At 71.5% G+C, this 20,293-nt stretch carries 12 protein-coding genes; all 12 read right to left on the reverse strand.

Annotation, left to right across the window (positions count from 1 at the left end; translation table 11 throughout):
* Positions 1 to 138 precede the first annotated feature (138 nt).
* Complete coding sequence (locus LI337_RS13740; RefSeq protein WP_227230419.1) at positions 139 to 1,959, reverse strand: hypothetical protein; 1,821 nt, start codon at positions 1,957 to 1,959, stop codon at positions 139 to 141.
* A 133-nt stretch (positions 1,960 to 2,092) separates the two neighbouring features.
* A complete protein-coding gene (locus LI337_RS13745; protein ID WP_227230420.1) occupies positions 2,093 to 4,438 on the reverse strand; it encodes a phage tail protein in 2,346 nt (781 codons plus the stop codon).
* A 67-nt stretch (positions 4,439 to 4,505) separates the two neighbouring features.
* Complete coding sequence (locus tag LI337_RS13750; RefSeq protein WP_227230421.1) at positions 4,506 to 6,620, reverse strand: putative baseplate assembly protein; 2,115 nt, start codon at positions 6,618 to 6,620, stop codon at positions 4,506 to 4,508.
* Positions 6,617 to 10,438 (reverse strand): putative baseplate assembly protein, encoded by a 3,822-nt coding sequence (locus tag LI337_RS20205; RefSeq protein WP_227230422.1) that lies wholly within the window; start codon positions 10,436 to 10,438, stop codon positions 6,617 to 6,619. Before LI337_RS20205 ends, LI337_RS13750 begins: the two co-directional genes overlap by 4 nt.
* Positions 10,428 to 10,832: a GPW/gp25 family protein gene (locus LI337_RS13760; protein ID WP_227230423.1), complete on the reverse strand. Its 405-nt coding sequence runs from the start codon at positions 10,830 to 10,832 to the stop codon at positions 10,428 to 10,430. The genes LI337_RS20205 and LI337_RS13760 overlap by 11 nt, the downstream gene beginning before the upstream one ends.
* Before the next feature lie 3 nt (positions 10,833 to 10,835).
* Positions 10,836 to 11,126, reverse strand: coding sequence for a PAAR domain-containing protein (locus LI337_RS13765; protein WP_227230424.1), 291 nt, complete (start codon positions 11,124 to 11,126; stop codon positions 10,836 to 10,838).
* Between the two features lie 73 nt (positions 11,127 to 11,199).
* Positions 11,200 to 12,114 (reverse strand): phage baseplate assembly protein V, encoded by a 915-nt coding sequence (locus LI337_RS13770; RefSeq protein WP_227230426.1) that lies wholly within the window; start codon positions 12,112 to 12,114, stop codon positions 11,200 to 11,202.
* Positions 12,104 to 13,192 carry a phage late control D family protein gene (locus LI337_RS13775; protein ID WP_227230427.1) on the reverse strand — a complete coding sequence of 363 codons (1,089 nt, stop codon included), beginning with the start codon at positions 13,190 to 13,192 and terminating at the stop codon, positions 12,104 to 12,106. The genes LI337_RS13770 and LI337_RS13775 overlap by 11 nt, the downstream gene beginning before the upstream one ends.
* Positions 13,189 to 13,830 (reverse strand): CIS tube protein, encoded by a 642-nt coding sequence (locus LI337_RS13780; protein WP_227230428.1) that lies wholly within the window; start codon positions 13,828 to 13,830, stop codon positions 13,189 to 13,191. Before LI337_RS13780 ends, LI337_RS13775 begins: the two co-directional genes overlap by 4 nt.
* On the reverse strand, positions 13,830 to 15,167 hold the full coding sequence (locus LI337_RS13785) for a hypothetical protein (protein ID WP_227230911.1): 1,338 nt from the start codon (positions 15,165 to 15,167) through the stop codon (positions 13,830 to 13,832). Before LI337_RS13785 ends, LI337_RS13780 begins: the two co-directional genes overlap by 1 nt.
* A 7-nt stretch (positions 15,168 to 15,174) precedes the next feature.
* Positions 15,175 to 17,892 (reverse strand): eCIS core domain-containing protein, encoded by a 2,718-nt coding sequence (locus LI337_RS13790; RefSeq protein ID WP_227230429.1) that lies wholly within the window; start codon positions 17,890 to 17,892, stop codon positions 15,175 to 15,177.
* Positions 17,889 to 20,291, reverse strand: coding sequence for an ATP-binding protein (locus LI337_RS13795; protein WP_227230430.1), 2,403 nt, complete (start codon positions 20,289 to 20,291; stop codon positions 17,889 to 17,891). The genes LI337_RS13790 and LI337_RS13795 overlap by 4 nt, the downstream gene beginning before the upstream one ends.
* Positions 20,292 to 20,293 lie beyond the last annotated feature (2 nt).

Below are 20,293 nucleotides of genomic sequence, written 5' to 3' on the forward strand. Positions count from 1 at the left end.
CGTTCTATCCACGGTCGTCCAGCAAGCGACGGGTCGGGACGGTCACGCGGCCGGACGTCGAAAGTGTGGGTCGGTCAGGCAGTCGGAGTGGGAAGCCGTGGGTCGATCAGTCGACCGAGTGGCGCAGGCGCGCGACGGTCACTCGATCACCAGTTGTGACACCTGGATACAGTCGGCGGCACTGGTGACGAGTTCCTGGGCCATCGCCGCCTCGACGGCGCGTTCCTCCTCGGTCAGGTCGCCGTCTCTGAGCACGCGTTCGAGACGGTCGAGCGTGCGCTTGTACCGTTCGAGGCCGCGGACGGTCTGGCCCTGTACCGCGTCCGCGTCCGAGAGGACGTCGAGCAGTCCCATCTCCAGGTCGAGGAGCGTGAACATGGCGTCGACGACCTCCTCGGCGATCACCTCGCCGTCGTCGGTCAGATACTCCTCGTCGGCGACGACGTCGTCCGCCTCCCGTCGGATGCGGATGCTGATCTCACGGTGTGGCGGGGTGTCGAAGTCGTCGTCGTACTCCACGTCGAGGCGACTGATGCGGTCGAAGGTCGCACACTTCCCGTAGAGTGCGGTCTCGATCACGTGCCGACCGAACCGGGTCTCGGTCGGCACCGGTTCCTCGGGTTCCGGTACCTCCGGACTCTCCGCCTGGATCGTGACGACTCCGTCGCCCTCGTTCACGTCGAAGGTCACCCCGTCGCCCTGGAGTTCGACGATCGCACCGAGTTCGACGTCGTTCACCCGGAGGATCGACCCGATCTGGTCGGCGGTGACCTCGTGGGGGTTGTCGGTGTCGGTCACGTGCGCCTCGAACTCTCCGACGTGCGTGTCGAAGTCGTCGACGTGCTCCTCGAACTCCTGTACGTGACCGGGGTACTCGTCCAGTCTGTCCCGGTAGACCTCGATCAGGTCGAAGGTGACGCCGTCGCCGCTGTCTGCCGGTCCGGGGACGCCAGCGATGTCGAGACTGCCCTCCGGCGACCGGAGTTGGACGTCGCCCGGCGAGAACGCCTCGGGGGCGGCCGGGCCGTCCGCGGTCCTGACGATGGGGTCGTCGACGCCGTCGATCGACTCGGCGTCCAGCACCGACAGCAGGACCTCGTGGGGGTTCCCGAAGTCGGTGACGTGCCGGGCGAGACCGGCGTGCAGGAAGTCGGTGGTGTAGACGTAGGGGCGCTCCGGGCGGTCGGGACCTCGGCGTTCGGTCCACGTCGCCCCCTCGTCGTCGGTGGCGAACGCGCCGAGGAAGACGGTTCGGTCGTCGTCCGGAAACGCCGCGAGGTCGCCGTGCGGTCGCGGGTCGCCGTTCTCCGAGGCACCCCCCTCCTGGGACTTGTCGCCGTCGCCGACCTCGTAGTACGACCGAGCCATCCGGTGGAGCGCGGCGAACTCGTCCGCCTCGGTCTCCGCGCCGGTCGGGAAGGCGACCTCGGGCACCGGTTTCCCGTCTCTCGGGAGGTCGGCCGGGTCGGTCCCCGGCAGGACCTCGCGGTAGTGGAGTTCGAACTGCTCCAGTACGCGGTTGTACTCGCAGTCGTCCGCACAGCCGTTCTCGGAGCCGAGCGCCGGGACGGTCTGCTTGTAGCAGTCGTCGTACGAGAGGTAGAGGTAGACCAGATCGGTCGACGGGGGTGTGGACTCGCCGGAGTCGGCGTCCGTCACCGGCTGAGAGCCGGCAGACTCGGGGACGACGAGCAGTCGACCGCAGGAGTCGAGGGCGACCCCGGCGGCGACCTCGGCGGTGAAGTCGGTGTCCGTCGCAGTGACCTCGGTCACGTCCAGCCCCCGGACGATGCCCTCGCCGAGTGTGGTCCGGGCGAGGGTGTTCGCCCGGTCCACGTGGTAGCCTTGCTCGGCGAGCATGTCGCGGGCGGTCATCAACTTCCCGTTGAAGTACCGGTTGCGCTCGAAGCCCGCGAGTCGGCAGTCGTCGTCGTTCACCGAGCCGTCGATGCCACTCATCTCGAAGCCTCCCTCGCTGGGTCGTCAGCCGCCGGGCGCTCCCGGTGTGTCCGGCGTCGTCGCCGTGATCGTCTGTCGTCGGCTGATCGGTGGTCGGTGCAGTCCGTCGAAGTGTCGTGTCGGATCGTCATGGTCACGAGAGTCGCGCCTCCCTGTCGAGTCGCCCGGCGAGGCCGAGTTGGCCGTCCGGTTCCCGGCCGCCGAGGACCGAGTCCGCGCCGAGCAGTGCGTCCTCGACGACGAAGGCGCGGTCGCCGAGGTAGCTGTTCACGCCGAGGTAGCCGTTCGCGCCGAGTCGCAGCCACGGCCGGAGTTCGACCGCCTGGCCGACCGCGTGGGCCGGCGTCGCCCACGCGACGATGCGGTCGACGGCCGCCATCGCCTCGCTGCCGACCCCCGGCGGGACCAGCAGGAGGAAACACTGCGGGCACTCGACCAGTCGCCGCCAGTCGCACAGCACCTCGGGGTCGTCGATGCAGTCGAACGACGAGAACTCCCAGAGGTACACCGGGAGGTCGCCGTCGTCGGTCGGTTCGTGCGGTTCGGCACCGCCAGTCGTGGCCGCCGACTCCGCCGTTCCACCGGAATCTTTGGGGTCGCTCGTTCCAGTCGCGCCACCCGAACCGGCGGTGGCCGTCGTTCCAGTCGAAGCAGTCGAAGCCGAGGATCCACCCGAAGCAGTCGAACCTACCGAAGCGGTCGGACCTACCGAAGCGGTCGGGCCGGTCGTGCCAGCCGAACCGGTCGAACCGGCCGACCAACGGGGCGTACTCGGACCGGCCCCGCCGGTCGTCATCGCCGCCCCCGGCCGCTCGCGGAACCAGTCCGGCACGTCGGTCTCGGCGTGCCGGAGGTAGATGCGGACCGTCTCGACCAGTCTGGCGGGTGTCCCGCGCAGGCGGTACAGTGCCGGCGCGCGGGCGAGGAACTCCCGCCGGGCGGCGGTCGGCCACGCCGAGTCGGTCTCGCTGGCCAGCCACGACCCGAGCCACCCGACGAACTCGGGGGGGACGCCGCCGGGGTCCAGCACCTCGGGCACCGACTCGATGCCGGCCTCCACGTCCACGAACACCGACTCGAAGACCGACAGGTACCGTTCGAGGAACGACCGGTCCTCGGACTCGGTGTCGTAGATGGCCGGCAGATACCTGAGATACGACTGCCGGGGCAGGTACGCCCGGAGCGACGAGACGCGCGGACTCGTCGCGTCGGTGCCGACGAGTTCGAGGTCCAGTCCGAGATACCGCCCCTCCGCGTCGTCCAGCAGGGCGTCCGCGGGGTCGCGGGCGGTCTGCCAGTCGGACTCGCTCGGGGGCTGCGAGGAGTCCGGCGGGTCGTCGGTCGCACAGTAGCGCACCGTCACGCCGGTACCGGGGTCGTCGGCCGACAGCGACAGGCGCGTCCGGTGCCACTCGACCCCGCGCTCGCCCGAGTCGAACCACCGGCGCGCAGTGCCGGCGTACCGACCGGTCTCGGGGTCGGCGGTGAACCGCCGGACCGCAGTCGAGAAGCGAAGTGTCCCAGTGTCGTCGAGGACGTACACCCCCGCCGGGTCGTGCCGGCGGGCCAGCAGTCGGGCGGTCGGGTGGCGGAACCCCGGTACCGTCTCGACGGTGCGGGAGCCCGACTCTGCGCCGCCACCGGCCTCGCTGTCGGTGAACGCCGGCGTGAACCGGACCAGCGTCTCGCCAGCGGCGAGTCCGACGACGAGACTGTCGGCGTCGGCCGTCAGACAGCGCGGCGGGACGACCTGTCCCTCGCGTCTGACGGTCGGTGGTCGCCAGTCGGGCACGTCCTCGCCGTCGGTCATCACCGCCACACTCCCGTCGTCGGTCAGGACGACGATTCTGTCGTCCCCTGCGAGCGCCGCGTCGCGCGGCGCTCGCAGTCCCGTTCGGATCGTCGGGCCGACCCCACCGCGGACGAGGCGCGCGAGGACACCGGTCGTCTCCGGCGGCGCGGTGTCGGAAGCGAGGCGCTCGGTCAAGAGGAAGACGCGCCGGTCGTCGTCCAGCAGTCGGATCGGGGTGCCGACGCCCTCGGTGGCCACCCACCGCGTCTGTAACAGGTGTTTCGAGAGCGCGTGGAGTCGGCCCGGCGGACTGTCGGGCGGTGCACTCGCTGGAGTCGTCAGCGTCTCGGCGATCACGACGTCGTCGCGCGTCACCGCCATGTCGACCGGTTCGTAGCTGTCGTCGGGGTCGGCGTCCGCGACACAGCAGAGGTGTGTCAGGCGGTCCTCGACGTGGTGGTAGCGGTAGAGGTCGCCTTCGCCGGTGAGGAGGTAGCAGACGCCGCAGTCGTCGGTGTCGAACGCCCGGATCGTCAGGTCCGCGTCGGCGAGCGCGGGGAGTTCCGCACTGCCGACGTTCGTCCCGTGACTCCCGAGCGTCAGCACGCCCTCGTCGCTCGTCAGATTTCGGAGGGTCCAGTCGTCCCAGTCGGCTCCCTCGCTCGTGCCGACGAACGCGAAGTCCATCAGCGAGCACCTCCGGGGCCCGTGGTCGCCGGACCGGGGACGGGCGTCTGCCGGGCGACAGCGACGATCATCGCCGCCTCCGGCAGTCCGCGTCGTCGGTCAGCACGGTCACGTCGTGACCGGCGCTGTAGACCAGCGCGGTCGGGTCGATCACCACGGTCCCCTCGTCGGTGACGCGTGCGCCGTCGGCCGACACCGACAGGTTCCGGACGCAGTCGATGCCGGCGACACCGGCGATCTGTTCGTACAGTTCCGCCCGGTAGACCGGTCGGCCGAAGGGCCACCCCTCGCCGTCGAAGCCGGTCAGTGGATCGAGGAAGTCGTCCAGCACCGTCTCGACCGCCGCGATCCGCCCCTCGGCGGTGAACCCCTCGTCCAACTCGACGCCGACCGCGACCCGGACGCCGGCGTAGGTCGGCCCGGCGACCGAGACGCGATCCGTGAGGAGTCGGTGTCGCTGGAGGTGCGCGTCCACCGCGTCCAGCAGGCCAGCACTCGGCTCCGGTGGCGTCGACTCGGGGAGTGTGCTGTGGGGGACGACGACCACCCGGACCGCAGTCACGGGGTCGCAGTCGCCCGGTCCCGGCACCTCGTGGGTCGTCGCGGTCGCCCGCGCGACCCGGACGCCGGGCGTCGAGCGCGCCAACTCGCGGTAGTCCTCGCCGGTCACGGCCCGCGAGGTGTCGAGGAGTCCGCGTCGGATCCGGACGAGCGCGTCGTCCACCGACTCGGCGTCCGTGCCGCCGGCCGCCGGTCCGAGTGTCGACACCGCTACCTCGTCTGCCACGGGCGAGTCGGTCACCAGCGACCACTGCGCCTCCTGGGAGACGTTCCCCGCGACGCCCCCGCCGGCGACGTACCGACTCGCCACGACCTCGCTCCCGGCCGGCGGCACGCGGCCGGTCACGCCGTCGCCGAACCGGATCACGCCGGTCGTCGCCTCCCGGACGTAGTGGTTGTCGGTCGGTCCCGACGCGTCGAGGTCGCCGACCTCGGTCCACTGCACCGGTGGGTCTCCGGGTTCCCGAACGTGGATCGTCGCGTCGAGCACCGGGGCGTCGGGGAGGAGGAACGCCTGTCCGGGCAGGTCGGTGGTGCGGGTCTCGTCGGTCGGTCGGGGGCGCGCTCCCGCGTCGCCGACACTGGCGGGAACAGCACTCTCGCCGCCGACAGCACCGAGTCGTCGCTCGGCGCGGACCAGCACCGCGGCGTCGGCGCTCGCCGCGTCGACCGGCCCGACGGTCCTCTGGTGGACCGCCGGGACGCTGTTCACCCGGACCGCGTCGAAGACCGGCGGAATCTCGTAGCCGCCAGCGACCACGCGACACCGGAGCCAGTAGCGTCCGCTGGGGGAATCGAAGACCCGGCCCAGTCGGTCCACCGCCGCCCAGTCGGCCGGGTCGGGTGCGGACAGTCGGACGTGTCCACCCCGGTAGAACCGGTCGGTCGTGTCCACCGGGTCGCCCGCGTCGTCGGTCGCCGGCGAGAGGGGGTCCCACGCGTCGTCGTCGAACCACCGGCCGGCGTCCGTGAGATACTCCCACTGGAGTTCGACGGTCGGCCGGAAGGTCCCCGTCTCGTCGCGGTGAGCACCGACCGGCGGGAGGTCCGCGTCGTGGAAGTCGAACGCCACGTCCAGCACGTCGCCCGCGAACGGGTCGCCCGCGAAACCCAGGTTGAGAGTCGCACCGCGTTCTGCACGCGGGCCGAACCCGAGGAAGTGCATCGTGTCCTCGCGGTTCGCGGTGGTGTTGTCGGTCCGCCCGCGCCGGTGGTCGACCACCACGTGGGCCAGTTCGGCGTCGGTCACGGCAACGGACCGGGCCGTCTCGAACCCGACCGTGGTCCCGCCCACCGCCGCGCGGACTGTCGTCTCGTTCGGCACGACCGCACCGTCTGCCAGTGCCGAGGGCGACAGCGACAGGTCGACACGCGCCGGGCGCGGCGGTGTCGGCGTCTCGCCGAGCAGTCGGAGGTACTTCCGGACGTGGTCGTCGGTGATCTGGTCCAGTTGGTAGCCGTAGGTCTCGGTGAGCCACGCCAGCAGTTCCAGCACCGTGATCCCCGGGTCGTGGACGTTGTGGTCGGTCCACTCGTCGGTGTACGCCGGGAGCAGTTTCCGGGCGTCGGCCAGCAGGTCGTCGAACGTCCGGTCGTCCAGCGTCGGCGGGTCGAGGCTCACGCGCCACCTCCCGTGCCGGCGTCTGTCGTACTCGTCGCGCCAGCGTCGGCGGCGGTGGTGCTGTCAGCCCCGGTCGTCGCAGTGGCGGGAGACGCCCGACTCGCCCGCACGTCGTGTGTCCCGGCGAAGACCAGGACGTCCTCGCTCACGCCGGGCACCTCGTCGCCGTCGCCGACGCGGGCCGTGGTCTCGTCACCGTGGAACGTCACCGTCAGGTCCGCGACGTGATCCACGCCCGCCACGCCCTCGGCGACCGCGAACAGGTCGGCCGGACACGGCAGGGTGCCGAACGCCCAGCCCTCGCCCGATTCGCCACCCGAGAGCGGGTGGAGGTAGGCGGAGAGCGCGTCGTCGACCGCGCGCTCGACCGCCGAGACGCTCTCGACGCCGGGCGTGGCGACGACCCGAACCGCGACGGTCGCCTCGACGTAGGCCGGTCCCCGGACGATCAGTCGATCCGGCGTGACGACCGTGGTCGGCGCGTGGTCGGCGACTCGCTCCGCGACACGCTCCCGGAGACTGGCAGACGGGACCGGCTTCCGGGCACTGCTCGCCGGGACGACGATCAGTGTCACGAAGCCCGCCCGACGCCGCCCGGCGGCGTCGGTCGCCGGGAGACAGCGCGCCCGTGCCAGTTTCCGCGTGGTGGTCGTGGCGACGCGCTCGAAGTCGACCGGCGTCACGGCGCGGTCACCGTCCCGCAGGGTTCGGCTGGCGCGCGTGACCGCCGACTCGGTGGACTCGGCGTCCGCGCCGCCGTCGCCCGCGATGGGGTTCGTCACCTCGTCCACGAGCGCGATGGCACTCTCCAGTTTCGTGACGGTCTCCCTCGGCACGTTGCCGGCGCTCCCGCCGCCGGTCTCGTAGCTCGCTCGGACGGTGTCCCGGCCGCGCGGCGGGATACGTCCCCGGCGACCGTCGCCGAACTGGATCTCGCCGGAGAGTCGGTCGACGGTGTAGTGGCGGTCGTCCGGCCCGGAGCCGAGGAAGTCCTCGACTGCGGTCCACCGCACCCAGACCGCGTCCGGGGCGGAGTCGGTGTCGCCGGTCGCTCCGCCACCGACGACCTCGACCTGTTCGGGAGCGTCGGCGACCAGACCCTCGCGGTCGGCAGTCGAGAGGGTTCGCGCTTCGTCGACCCAGACCGACTCGGCGACCACCGGCGGCGAGGCGACCGCGAACGTCTGATCTGCGGTGCCGTCGCTCCCGCCGAGTAGTTCGTCGGTCACGCTCTCCACGTTCGTCGCCCACCCGGCGTTGACCGCCAGCACCTCCACGACCGGCGGCGTCTCGGTCGGATCGCCGACGCTCGATTCGGTGGGGAGGGTCGTCTCGCAGGGGTCGCTGTCGGCGTGGCCGGGGCGACCGCAGTCGGCGTGGTCGTCGCCTGCGTGCCCGCCACAGCCGCAGTCGTGGCCGGATTCGTCTGTCGAGTCGCCACCGGTGTCGGCGTCGCTGTCTGCGCCGCGTTCGTCGGTCTCCTCGCTCGCCTCCTCGCCCGCGACCGGGCCGCCGCCGACAGCGACCGGATCACCACTCGGCGTCAACAGCGCGACCTCGTCGGGCACCGTGTCGTTCAACACCGGCGCGCGGAAGTCGAACCAGACGTCGGCCGGTCCCGGCGAGAGGCGGCCGCTGGCGACCGTCAGGGTCCCACCCGCGTCGATCACCGTGCCGCCGGGGAGCGCCCGGTGCTGGTCGACGTCGAGGTTGCCGTGTTCCACGTCGACCAGGTACCCCGAGAGGTCGAGACTCCGGTCGCCGGTGTTCCGGAGTCGGATCGTCTCGCGGGGCGCGTCGATGCGGTCGATCCGGATCGCCAGGTCGGCGGGACCGGTCGCCGGCGGCGGCGTCTCGAACGCCCCCTCGACGACACTCGCCCGGAGCCAGTGTCGCGCCGCGCCGAACAGCCCGACCGCCTCGCTCGCGTCCGGGAAGACCACCGAGATGAGCCCGCGCGTCAGCAGACGTTCGGTCCCGTCGGCCACGTCCGGCACGGCCCACTCCGTGACCTCGCCGCCGGCCCCGGCGTCGGTCGCCTGTCGACTGTACGTCCACGCCAGTCGCGGGTCGAAGTCGGCCGGCGTCGCCCGGTCGGTCGGCGACCAGAGCAACTGGATCGGCCCGTCTTCGAGTCGCCGGTCGAACCCGAGCGCGAGCGTCTGGCCGTCTGCCGGCAGTCGTCGGAACGGGCGGGTGCGCTCCCGGAGCGCCAGCGACACGTCGCGTGGCGCCTCGCCGTTGTCCGCAGCGAGCAGGTGGTCCGGACGCTCCTCTTTGCCGTACTGGAGGCGCAGCATCGAGAGCTTCGGCGGGGTCACGCCGTCGGTCTTCGTCGTCCACGTCTCGGTGTTGTTGGAGGTGTCTTCGGTCCGGACGTACGCGACAGAGCCGTAGTCGCCGCCGACGAGTCGCGCCCTGATCCAGTGGCCGTCCTCGCCCGCCACCGCCGTCTCCGCGAGGTCCGGCGGCACGTCGAAGACGACCGTGCCGCTGTCGGTGAACCGCCGCGCGTCCGGGTCCGTCTCGTCGCGGAGCGGGAGTCGCGTCCACGCGTCCCCGTTCCAGAACTCCCACGAGACCGACGGGCCACCGGCGTCCGACATCGCGTCGGCGTTCGCCAGCGTGAGCGAGAGGGTGACGGTCGCCCCCGGCGTCGTCAGCGCGTCACCCGACGCGATGGCGAACGTGTCGCGGTGTCGGGGGTGGTCGCCGAAGGGGAGCACTGGCTCGCTGGCGGTCGGATCGGAGAGTGGGACGTCGTTTGCGAACAGCGCGTCCGCAGCGCGGCCGACCGCGCCGCCGCCGAGTGCGGTGTCGCTCCCCTCGCCCACCGCACGTCGGTCGCCGGCCGCGAGCGTCACCGGGCCGACGGCGAGTTCGAATACGTGTGCTGGATCGCAGTTCCGGTTGGTCGTCGCCCGGAGCCAGCGACTGGTCCGCCCGCCGACCGTCGTCTCGGTGAGGGGTCCGGGTGGTCGGAGTTCGATCGAGACCACCTGCTCGCCCCAGCGGTCGGTGTCGGTCTCCATCGTCTCGGGTTCCACGACGTGCCAGTCTTCGACCGGTTCGCCCTCGGGTGCCGGTTCGTCGAGTCGGATCGGATCGGTCGCCTCGCCGTACCACTCCCAGATGAGACAGTCCGCGAGGAAGTCGGCGACAGCGTCCGTCTCCGACTCGCTGTCGGCGTCGACGCGCAGTCGGACCCGCACCGCCGCGCCGGGTGCCTGCTGGAGGAGGCTCGCGTGGCCCAGCGAGAGGACGTGTGCCTGCCGGTCCCGGCCGGTGAAGGGTTGGAACGACTCGCCGGCCGACACCGCCGCGTCGTGGCGGTAGAGTCGGTCCGCGTCCGGATCGACGCTCACCACGTCGGTCAGCCTCGCGGGCGTCGCCTCGAAGCCGGCGTCGGTCTCGAAGATCGTCTTCGCCTCGTCCACTGCTCTCGTGCCGGCGGGCACCCGGACGTTCTCGGTCGCGCCCTCCGAGACCGTGACCGTCAGTGGAATCCGTCCGGCCTGCGGCGGCGCGCGGTCGAAGCCGAGTCGGTCGAAGAAGGCGACGCGGTGTTTCGCCGGCACCCGGTCCAGTCGCTCGGTCGTGTGGCGTGCGAGTTCGGCGAAGAGGTGGACCAGCGCGGTCCCGGCGTCGTCCCCCGGGTCCCACGAGGGCGTGTAGCCCGGCGCGAGGGCGAGTGCGTCCCGGAACAGGTCGTCTCTGCTCCGGCCGTCGAGCACCGGGTCGGTGGTCGCGTCCGACGCCGACCCCGGCGTCGAGACCGCGTCGGTCCCCGGTTCGGCGCTCGGATCGTCACTCGCCACGGGTCCCCTCCTCGACGTAGAACGGGTAGACGAGATTGTCCGCCCGCCCGGTGCGCCGGAGTCGGTAGTCGATCTCGACCAGCAGTCGGCCGGGCGCACCCTCGTCTCGGCTGGCGGTCACCGACTCGACCGCGATCCGGGGTTCCCAGTCCCGGAGCGCCTCGCTCACGGTCGCCTCGATCTGCGTGAGGGTGGTCGTGCTGATCGACGCGAAGGTGTAGTCGTGGATCCCACAGCCGAAGTCCGGGCGCATCACGCGCTCGCCCTTCGCGGTCCCGAGGACGATCCGGATCGACTCCTTCACGTCCTCGGGACCGGCGGAGAGCGCGACCCGGCCGGTCCCGTCGGTCTCGACCGGGAACGACCAGCCGCGTCCGAGGAAGTCGTCCTGCATGAGTCACCCGATCTGCACGGTCGAACTGCCGCCGACCACGGTGTTCGGCGGGCCGTTCTCGACGATGGTATCGCCCAGTCTCACTGCCGGCATCCCCTCGATCAGCACGGTCGCGCTCCCGACCGCGACGACCCCGCCGACGTGCGGGACCGGTCCCGAGGAGAGCGGGCAGGCGTGGAAGTCCACACCAGCGCGCCACGCCGGCAGGCCCTCGATCACGACGGTCGGACTCCCGGCACCGGTCAGCGGCGGGCCGTGGGCGGTCGGATCGGTCACGCGTGCGGCCGGTGGCATCGTCAGATCGCCTCCGGTCGTGGTCGTCGGCTGGACGTCTCGTTCTTTTCCGAGTGTATCGTGTTCTGCATGGTCAGTTGATGGTGACGAGTGTCCCGTTCAGCGTCAGCACGCCGCCGGCCTCCACGGTCAGGTTCCCGTCGCTCGTGATGTCGATCTGCGGTGCCTCGACGGAGACGGCGGTCGAACTCGACAGCGTCAGGCCGCCGGACTCGAACGTCACCGAGTTCGTCCCGTTGCCGTCTTCGACGGTCACGGTGCCGCCGCCGTCGTCGAGAACGACCGTGTGCCCGCCGGCGGTCTCGATGCGGAGGCCGCCGTCGCTCGCGTCGTCCAGTTCGATCTCGTGCCCCGACCGGGACTTGATCAGGCGCACGTCGTTGCTTCCCTCGTTTGCGGCGGGCGGGGCGTCCTCGCCGTTCCACAACGCGCCGACGACGTAGGGTTCGCCGGGGTCGCTCGCGTCGAACGCGACCAGCACCTCGTCGCCGACCTCCGGCAGGAAGTAGGTCCCCCGGTCGCCGCCGGCCATCGGGACCGCGATGCGCGCCCAGTCGCTCTCGTCGTCACCCTCGCGCCGGGGGATGCGGAGTTTCACGCGACCCATCCCCTCCGGGTCCTCGTTGTCGGTGACGACCGCCGGGGTGACGCCGGTGGCGGTCGCACCTCTGCCGACGTACTGGCGTTCGCGCTCGCTCACGGCCGGGCCTCCCGAGTCGAGTGCCGACCGATTCGCAGGCGGCGACTCCATCGCGTCGGCTGTCGCCGACGCTCCGTCGTCGCCCGGTGGAAATGCGGTCGTCGCAGTGTCGTCGGCGGTCCGTGCTGTCGCGGGACAGTCGGCGGTTCGGACTGTCGCGGTGCGGTCGCCGGTCGGGGCCGTCGCGGTGCGGTCGTCTGCCTCGGCTGTCGCGGTGCGGTCGCCGGTCGATGCTGTCGCGTCTCGAACGGTCTCGTCTCGGTGTCTCTCCTCTGTCTCATAGCACACGCTCCTCGACCGCGAAGTCGGTCCGGAACCCCTCGCCGCCGATCCGGTGGGTCGCCCCCGTCACGAAGTAGGTCCGGTCGAACCGGTCGCCCAGCCCCGACAACTGGACCGTGTCGCCGGCCTGCAGGTCCGGGACGCCGACCGTCTCGCCGTGGCCCGAGACCAGCCCACTCCGGATGCGGTCCAGCGCGGCCTGCGCGACCGCGTCGGCCTCGCTCGTCGAGTCCACCGGCACCCGGAGCGTCTCGGTGCCGGACCCCGGCCCGTCGTGGCTCGCGGTGCCGACGATCTCGGTCTTCTTCGCCGGGTCCCAGTGTCTGACCGTCACCTCGGCGACCTGCTCGGCGCTCGTCGTCGTCACCGAGACGGACCCGAGCGACTCGCCGTACCGGAGCGAGACGGTCGGATCGGCGTCGTAGGCCGGCGGCGCGAATCGGACGGTCCCCCGCCGACAGGCGAACTGGAAGCCGTTTCGCCGCGCCCGACGCTGGAGGAAGTCGTAGTCCGACTCGGCGTCCTGCACGACCTTCGGGTGGGTCACGTCGGTCGACTCGATCTCCCGTCCCGCGAAGTCGTACTCACCCAGCACCGCGCTCGCCACGTCGCCGTCGGTCGTCTCGTCCCACGAGCGCGTCCGGGTCCCGTGGGTCGTCGCCTGCAGTGGACCGTAGCCCGCGATCTCGACCGACGGCGGGCCACTCGCGGGGTAGTCGGCCGACACCTCCGAGACGGAGCCGACGAACGCGTCGACCAGAGTGTCAGCGTACCCCACCGCGACCGTGACCGCTGCCCCGGTCTCGAAGTCGGCCCAGTCGAGGTCCGGAAACGACACCCGGCGCGTGGTCGGGTCGAACTCGCCGTCGAACCGCGCCGAGAACCGGTCGGCACCGGCGACGGTCGTATCGACCGAGAGATCCGTGACGACGCCCTCGCCGGCGCGGTAGGTCGCGTCGCCGATCGAGAGTTCGAAGGCCGGTTCGTACAGGCCGCCGTAGGCCGACTTCAGTGCCGCGAGGGTCCCCTCGGTGTCGGTGCTCGGTGCGCCCCGTCCACCCGGTTCGCGGGTGCCGAGACTCACGACTGCCTCCCGGCCGGCGGAATCGTCAGGTCCGCGCCAGACTGGAGCGTCCGTGGGTTCGTGATCCCGTTCGCGGCCGCGATCACCCGCCACGCGGTCGGGTCGCCGTAGGCCGCCTCGGCGATGCTCGACAGCGTGTCGCCGGCCGTGACCGTCACCTGCGTCGAGGCGCTCGCGGTCGCGGCGTCCTCGTCGGTCGAGGGTTCGTGTTTCCGGGCCGTCACCGCGACCCGTGCCCGGACCGGCGTGCCGTCACGCCGGAACATCGTGTAGGTCGCGTCCACCGACTGGAGGACGCCGAGGAAGTTCAGCCCGCCCCACGCGATCCGACAGACCGGCGGCGTCGCGACCGACAACAGTGCCGTCACCCCGTCGACGTACTCGCTCCGCACGTCGCCGCCGGACTCGTAGGTGTCGAACAGCAGCGTCACCGACAGTGTGGTCGTGTCCGGCGTCGTCGCCTGCGAGACCTGTTCCTGGTTGCCCCGCAGGCCCTGTCCGCCTAGCCCGTGGCCGTAGTTCAGCGAGTACTCCGTCGGGTTGAACGCGAAGGGGATGCGCTCCCGCGGGAACGTGTTCCCCCGGGCGTCGACCACTTCGAGGTAGCCGTCGTCGGTGCCGACCGGCGACGCCGACATCAGCGGTCACCTCGCTCGCGGGCGATGCGTCGGTCCCGCCGGAGTCGCCGAGAGAGTCGATCCACGATCCGGTCCACGGTCGCCGGCGGGAGTGACACGGAACCGGGGTCGGCGTCGCCGGCGGCAGGGTCGGGCGGCGTCGTCGCCGATTCGACCGCCGACGATCCGGTCGTCTCTGCCGACTCCGTGCCGCGCCTCAGGCCGCCAGCCCCGGGACTGACCGAGTCGCCACGCTCGGCGGGAGGGTGCCCCCCGGTGGCGCTCCCGGCTTCGGTGTCCCCGTCGACCTCGGAGTCACGCGAGGCGACGACCAGCCGTGGCTCGTCGAAGCCGGTGTGAGTACCGAGTCCCGCAGTCGACGCTCGCGTCCCGTCGCCGAGTGGTCCGGACCGACCGGCGCGTCCGGTCGTACCGATACCGGACCGACCACCGGTCAGACCGGCGCGACCGGTGCTGACGGCTCCGGCGGCCGACACCGAGAGTCCCGGCTCGCTCGTCCCGAATCCGGCTCTCGTGTCGTCGGTGGCGGTCGTGCCCGGTCGGCCGGCGGCCGGCACCGTCGGTCCCCTGTCGGCGGGGGTGACCCGGTCGCCGACGTCGGAGTCCCCGGAGACGGGAAGGTCGTCGCCCGACGACAGCACCGCGACCGACCGCCGACCGCGTGGCACCTGGCGCACGGGTCGGGTCGACAGACCGACCGGTGATCGCGGCCGGGTCGGCCGAACTGTCGTGATCCGGCGACGGTCGGCCTGTTGGTGGACCGTGTCCGTCTGCTGTCGGGAACGCTCGCCGGTCGCCGCCGACTGTCTGCCCGACGCCGTCGGCGAGGCTCCCCGGTCGTCGCCGACCGAACCGGTGGGCGGGAGGCGGAGTGTCGTCGCGGGGTCGTCGGCTCCCGTCGGTCGCCGACTCCCACTCTCGGTGTGTTCGCCCGACTGACCGACCTCGCGGGTGACGGTGATCCGGCGCGTGACCGACAGTCGCGTCGGGTCGGCGGTCGACGGTGGCGAGATCCCGGCGGTGGGTGGCTCGCCGGTCTCACTCGACGCGTCACCGCCCCGTGGGCGCTCGCCCGCTCCGAACCCGAGCAGGTCGGCGAGTCGGAGGTACGAGAGCGGTGTCGCTCGACCGCGAGTGGGTCCGCTCGGTGCGTCGGCGGCGGCCCGGTCCGCGCGGGCGAGTCGGTCGACCCGGCGAGCGCGAGTGCGGGGTCGGCGGCGCGTCCGGAGTCCCGGTCGGCTCCCGCCGAGCAGTCTGGCGAACGGCGGTCGGCGGCGTCGGCCGAGTACGCCGAGGGGGCTGTCCGTCGAGTCGTGGTCGTCGCTGTCTTCCATCATCTGAGTGTCACCGTGTCTCCGTCGACGAGAGGGTCACCCGATCGCCGATGCCGAGGTTCAGTACGCGCTCCCACGGAATCGACCGTCTCCCGGGGTCCGCCGGGACGAACTCGCGCCAGCCGCGAATCTCACAGACCGTCCCCGAGTCGGTCATGCCCGTGATCCGGACGGTGACGCCCGCCGCGTACTTCACGCCCTCAAACTGGAAGTACGCGACTGCGGTCGCGTCGTGTGACCCTCCGCGCTCGACCTTCGCCCGAATCTTCGCTCGTTCGTCGGACTGCTCGGTCCACACGAGTTGGACCGCCCCCGCCGGGACCGACTTCCACCCCGCCCCGTAGCCACGGATCTGCTCGCGCATCTGTCGCGGGTATCGGTCCACGTCCGGGTCCTGCGTCTGTCGTGTCTCCGGTTGCTGCCGACCGCCCGCCGGGGCCGCCGGTTTCGCCGGCTTCTCCGTACGCTCCGCCGTGTCACCCTCCGCTGTCCCCCGCTCGGTCGCAGTCGATCGCTTCACTCGTGCCACCGCCTTCTCGAGTTCGGCGAGAATCTCCGCCAGCGACTCGCCCCGTATCTCACGGAGCGAGCCTTCGAGTCGAGTGACCTGCTCCGGGGTCAACCCCCCGGTCGTGGCGACGAACTTCCGGACGAACTCGGCCGTCAGCTTCGGTCCTTTCGCCTCCGGGCCACCCAGCATCTGTTTCAGCAGGCGCTCGACGTGGTCCGGGGCGTCGTCGAGCAGTTTGCGGATCTGCTTCGTCTCCGCACGCTCTCTGCCGGGTCCGCCGGGGCTCTCTCCGGACGTGCCTCCCGTGTCACCTTTTGGGAGTTTCTCGGTCTCGGGTGTCGCCGGCGTCTCGGTCTCGGGCGGCTTCTCCGTCCCGCCTTCGCCGGACTCGGTCCCGCCTTCTCCCGTCCCTCTCCCTTTGCCCGTCGTCCCCGCCCGCTGTCGTTTGGTCTGGCGGGCCTGCTGGATGCCGCGTTTCAACTCCGCGACCGTGGGTGCCTGTCCGCCGGTCTGCCCGCCGGAGGCGATCTCTGCGGCCTCCGCCAGTCGCCGCAGGTCCTCGTCCGAGAACTGGTCGAGGTTGTCGTTGATCACCTGGGTCGTCTGTCTCATCAACTCCTTTTGCACGTCCGAGAGGTTGCCCGCACTCGCCGCCTTCCGGAGTCGCTGCTGGAGTTCGGGGTTCGCCTCGATCCGTTTTCGAAGCTCGGGCGGCACCGGCGTCCCGTTGCTCTCCAGGTACTCGAACAGCGCGACGAGCGGGTCTTTCCCCTCGCCGCCGAACGAGACCTCTGCCTGCGCCTCGCCGGTCAACAGGACGACCGCCGCGAGGACGGTCGCCACCTGCACGGCCGGACCGAGGGCCCGCTTGCCGAGTTTCTGGGCGAGTTTCTTTCCCGCCTGTTCGAGTTGTTTGGAGAGATACCACGCCGCGAGCGTGACCGGCACCCACACCGGGTTCGGATGGGGTTTCCGTCGCCGTCGCCGGCGTTTCCGCTGGATCACCTCGTAGGCCAGCACACCGGGGTTCGCGTCGAAGTCGGTCGGCCCGAAACAGATGACCACGTTCTGCGTCCCGGCACCGCCGCCTCGGGGACGGCCGACGACGTAGTTCGCCGGTTTCGGCATACTCGTCCCGGCTTTGAACTGCGGCCCGCCGATGCCACGCTCGTTCAGAATCGAGTTGAGCGGCGCGACGTACTGACGTTCGATCTTCTTCGCCTTCGCCGAGGCGTTCTTCCGCGTCGTCACGTCATACACCTCACGCGTTGTCGGATCGAGATCGATGATGTCCGGTTCGCGGGGGACCTGCCGGCGTGGCTCTTTCTCCACGTCCCGTCCCTCGATTATCTCCTGTGGGCTCCCCTCGCCGGGCACCCTGTCCGCCGCCCGAGGGTCGACACTCTTGGGGCGCTGGATCGGACTCGGCGTCCCCGGACTCCGGAACAGGTCGTAGATGGCGTGTATCAGTCGCTGGTCGCCACCGGTCGGCATCTCACGGAGTCCGACGCCGCTCAGGTCCTGGTTCGTCAGCAACTGGTGTCCTGGCCGCACGCTCCTGTAGAGTCCGATTCCGGCGAGTTCGGCGGCGTGGTATCGTGTCCAGAGCCCCCCCGACAGCCGCTTGCCGGGCGGGCACGACCCCCACGGCTTCCGGGCCACGACCGGGTCGGCGCTCCGGCGACCGACCGTCACCCGGTCGCCCCGGAACAGTGCCCGCGTCGCCCGATCTGCGTCGCGCTCGAAGCCGGCGTCGGTCGCCGACTGCCGACTGCCGGTCACCGCGCCGACCGTGCCGACCGCGTCGGGTCCGGTGGTCGCGCTCCCGTCGGCGAACCGCTGGACTGCGGTCTGTTCCGCGCCGGACTGCTGGACGACGTGTGCCAGTTCGTGCGTGAGCAGTCGGAGACCGCCGGGGGTCTCCGGGGCGTACTGCCCGCCGGCGAACACGACGTGCTCGCCGACCGTGTACGCGCGGGCGTCGAGGTCTCGTGCCGAGCGATCTGCGCGCGGGCCGTCGTGGACCCGGACACGCCCGAAGTCGTGGCCGAACCGCGCGCCGAGTCGCCCGGCGAGTCCCGGCGGGAGTCGCCGACCGGTCTCTCCCAGCGCGTGCTGGACCGACCGCGAGGCGTCGTCCGTCTGCTTCGACCGCGTTCGTTCGGCCCGGGGGCTCTGCGCCCGGTCACCGCCGTCGCCGTCGGTCGTGCGTCTCACGAGTTCACGACCTCCCAGTAGTCGCCGAACTGTGCGGGGTCGACCAGCGACCCGGTCTTCCGGAGTTCGTCACGCACCGCCGGGACGACGTGGCGCATCTCGACACGAGAGGTCTCGACGTGACCCGTGTCGCTCGCGTGCTCGCCGTTTCGGTCGGCAGTCGCGGTCGCTGCCGTGTCCGACTCGCTCACCGCGAGAAACGCCGCGGTCAGCGCGGCGTTCCGCACGTCGCCGCCGGTCAACTCGAAGGAGGCGAGGAAGTCGTAGTCCAGATCGGCGACCGGGGCCTCTTCGGGGAAGACACCGCGCCAGATCGCCTCGCGTGCCTCGTGGTCGGGCCGCGGGAACGAGACCGTCAGGTGGAGTCGCCGCCGGAACGCGTCGTCGATGTTCTCCGGGAAGTTCGATGTCAACACGACCGTCCCGTCGTGGCTCTCGATGCGCTGGAGGAGGTAGTTCGTCTCGACGTTCGCGTACCGGTCGTGGGCGTCGGACACCTCAGAACGCTTGCCGAACAGGGCGTCGGCCTCGTCGAACAGCAGGATGGCGTCGCTGCCCGCCGCACCGTCGAATATCTCGCCGAGTCGACTCTCGGTCTCGCCGACGTACTTGCTGACGACGCTGGCGAGGTCGATCCGGTAGAGGTCGAGTCCGGTCTCGCGGGCCAGCACCTCGGCGGCCATCGTCTTCCCCGTACCGGAGGGACCGGTGAACAGCGCGGCGACCCCCCCGCCGCGAGCGTAGCGGTCCGCGAAGCCCCAGTCGTCGTACACCCGCCCCTCGTCGGCGATGCGGTCGGCGACCGCCCGGAGTTTCCGCGCCGGTTCGGCTGGCAGGACGATGTCGTCCCAGCCGAAGGTCGGCTCGACTTTCGTCGCGTGACTCCCCAGTGCCGCGCTGGTCACCTGCCGACAGCCGGCGTAGATGGCCTCGCGGGTCAATGCTCCCCCGGCCACCGTCTCGTGTGTCCGGGCCAGCGCGACCGCGCGGTCGACGCCACCGGGCGTCAGGCGGAACGTCGCCGCCAGCGCGCTCGGATCGACAGACGCCGGCAGGTCGACCGACTCCCACGCCCGGAGGCGGCGGGCGTAGTCCGACGCCGGGAACCGGACCGTGACGACCGTGTGGGTCGTCGGCCGGACGCGCGCACTCGCCGGGAGGTCGGCACTGCCGGTCACGAACACCGGTCCCGGCACGCGATCTAGCACGCCGACGACCGTCGCCGCGAGGTCGTCCGCGTCGGTCGCCGGCCCCGTCTCCGGGCCGGTGTCGGCGTCGTCGCCGAACGGCAGGTCGGCACGCCGGAGGTGGATCGGACAGCCTCGCAGTCGCGCCTCGCGGATCAGCAGTCGAAGTCGCTCCGTGACCGCCGCGGCGCGGTCGGTGTCCCGCGTGGCGGCGACTCCGGACAGTAATCCACCCGCGTCACACCGAAGGAGTCGGTCGACGCCGCGCTCGGCACAGATCGCCGACACGGCTCGCTCGGTGCCGACTCCCGTGGGTCCGTGGAGGTGGACCAGTGGCGGTCGTACCGCCGCCCGCGCGGGAAGCGTGGCGGTGAACCCGGTCGTCTCGTCGGCGTCGAGCGTCGTGTCGACCTTCCTCGCCGACACCGCGTCGGTCGTCGGAGGCTGTGGCGTCGAGTCGGTCGAGTCGGCGTCGGGACCGACTCGCTCGGCGATCACCCGGATGTGCTCGGTGGTCTCCCGATCGGTCGGCAAGTCGTCGATGAGAGCGGTCGGCCTCGTCACCGAACAGTAGTCGGCGAGGCTCGCCGGAAGCGAGTCGGTGCCGAGCAGGAAGTCGGCGAGGCGGTCGTCGGCGACGATCGGTCGGTCCACCCGTGGCGCGTCCGGGTCGCCCCCGAGTCGGAGCAGTCGGGTCGCTCGGAGTGGCTCCTCGCGGTCGAACAGCGCCCGCACCGCGAGTCGCTCGCGTGGCGACTCGCCGAGCAGGTCGCCGACGAGTCCGACCGTGGGTCGTCGGCTGTGGCGGTCGTCCTGCAGGTGGGCGAACAGACTGCCGTAGTCCGGATCGACCGCCGGGGCGACCGCGACGACCAGCGCGTCCCGCTCGGTCGGCGACAGGTCGAACTCCGCAACGAGGTCGGTCAGCGGGAGTCGGACACCCGCGTCGTGGCTCGCCGAGACGCGGGCGTCGATGCGCTCGCGTGGGGTGTCGTCTCGCGTGCCCGTCTCGCTGTCGGCGGGCGGCGACTCCTGCGCTTCCGGTCGGTCGCTGTCGGCCGACCGCGAGTCGTCACCGGTCACCGACCGTGTGTCGTCGCCAGTGCCGGCCGACCGCGAGTCGTCACGCAGTCGTCGCCGGAGTCGGTCGTCCAGCAGTCGCAACTCCTCGTGGAGATGGGCGGTCGCGTCGGGGTACTGGTCGGCGGCCATCG

The sequence above is a fragment of the Salinirubrum litoreum genome (genome assembly GCF_020567425.1).
Taxonomy (GTDB): Archaea; Halobacteriota; Halobacteria; order Halobacteriales; family Haloferacaceae; genus Salinirubrum; species Salinirubrum litoreum.

Coding starts and splice junctions, on each gene's coding strand:
- LI337_RS13795 (WP_227230430.1), bottom strand. CDS start 20,291: ATGGCCGCCGACCAGTACCCCGACGCGACCGCCCATCTCCACGAGGAG.
- LI337_RS13740 (WP_227230419.1), bottom strand. CDS start 1,959: ATGAGTGGCATCGACGGCTCGGTGAACGACGACGACTGCCGACTCGCG.
- LI337_RS13765 (WP_227230424.1), bottom strand. CDS start 11,126: ATGCCACCGGCCGCACGCGTGACCGATCCGACCGCCCACGGCCCGCCG.
- LI337_RS13760 (WP_227230423.1), bottom strand. CDS start 10,832: ATGCAGGACGACTTCCTCGGACGCGGCTGGTCGTTCCCGGTCGAGACC.
- LI337_RS13780 (WP_227230428.1), bottom strand. CDS start 13,830: ATGTCGGCGTCGCCGGTCGGCACCGACGACGGCTACCTCGAAGTGGTC.
- LI337_RS13785 (WP_227230911.1), bottom strand. CDS start 15,167: ATGATGGAAGACAGCGACGACCACGACTCGACGGACAGCCCCCTCGGC.
- LI337_RS13745 (WP_227230420.1), bottom strand. CDS start 4,438: ATGGACTTCGCGTTCGTCGGCACGAGCGAGGGAGCCGACTGGGACGAC.